Genomic DNA, 1331 nt, shown 5'->3' with positions numbered 1-1331 from the left:
GCGGCGACTGGCAGGAGTTCTGAGTCGTACGGTCGCCATGCCGCCGGCATGGCGACCGGTCCCGGCGGTAACGCCCGGCGTTCGCAGCGCAGCCCTTACGCAGCTGCGCATTCCTGCAATACGCGAACCATAGCTTGGCGCATTACACGCCGGCGCATGTCGGAACCACGTCGGATTTTGCCTTCGCCGACCAACACGCGTCGGAAGGCAGACAGCTTCCTAACCGCCTGCCAACAAGGATCCGCACGCCGCTCAATTCCTGGCCGCCATGTCGATATCCATGGGGTGGCAGCGCATCGCCACGAGGCGCCGCAACGCTGGCCTGCCAGCGCGTGCGACCCGACTCCTTCTGTCCCCAAAGGTCGGCTATGAACGCACTTCTGCAACGCTACAACGTCGGTCGGCGCCTGGGCATGGCGTTCGGCATCCTCATCCTGTTGTCCGGCGTGCTGGTCGCCATGGGGCTGCTGACCATGGCCAGGGCGCATCGCGAACTGGACAGCATCGTCAACGGCAACATGGAAAAGGTCCGCCTCTCCAACGAGATGCTGGACGCCAACACCAATGTGCAGATCGGGCTGCTGTCCATCACCATCGTCGATGGCGATGCGGCCAACCAGAAGATGATCGACATCGTGCAGCGCAACCGGGCGCGCTACAAGGCCGCGCACGATGCACTGTCGGCGATGCCGGCGACCCCGGCCGAACGCCAGGCCATGGCCGCGATCGAGAATGCGCGCGCGCAGTCGGTGCAACTCAACAATCAAGTGCTGGCGCTCGGCGAGAAGGACCAGAACGCCCAGGCACAGGCATTGCTGCTGGGCGATGCCGCGGTGGCGATGGAGAAGCAGCAGGCGGCGATCCGCGCCAATGCCGATCTGCAGCGGCGCTTGAGCCGGGAGGCCTATGCTGTCTCCTCGGCAGCGATGGCGCGGGGCCGCATCATCCTCATCTCCGGCGGCCTTGCGGTCCTGCTGGTCAGCGGCCTGCTGGGCTGGACGATCACCCGCAGCCTGACCGGGCCGCTGGGCCGCGCCACCCGCGCCGCCGAAGCCATCGCCGACGGCCGCCTGGACAACGACGTGAGCACCGACGCGCGCGACGAACCCGGGCGTCTGCTGGTCGCGATGGGCCGCATGCAGACCCAGTTGCAGCGCTTCTCCAGCGAAACCGCGCTGATGATCGAACTGCATGCCGACAAGGACGTGACCCACCGCATGCCGCAGGACTTCCCGGGCGTCTACGGCGAGCTGAGCAAGGGCATCAATACCATGATGTTCGAGCACTTGGACGCCATCGTCGATGCCATCGGCGTGCTCAACGAATACGCC

Annotated in this window: 1 protein-coding gene; it reads left to right on the top strand. The window is 66.0% G+C overall.

Features of this window, described 5'->3' with window-relative positions; translation table 11 throughout:
• Positions 1 to 368 precede the first annotated feature (368 nt).
• Positions 369 to 1331, top strand: a 963-nt coding sequence (locus D180_RS16625; protein WP_017913683.1) for an MCP four helix bundle domain-containing protein, incomplete at its 3' end; no start/stop codon positions are given.

The sequence above is a fragment of the Xanthomonas sp. SHU 166 genome, from assembly GCF_000364685.1.
In the GTDB taxonomy this organism is placed as follows: domain Bacteria; phylum Pseudomonadota; class Gammaproteobacteria; order Xanthomonadales; family Xanthomonadaceae; genus Xanthomonas_A; species Xanthomonas_A sontii.
Note: the sequence above shows the minus strand (reverse complement) of the source record. Positions and strands in the feature narration are given on the sequence as shown.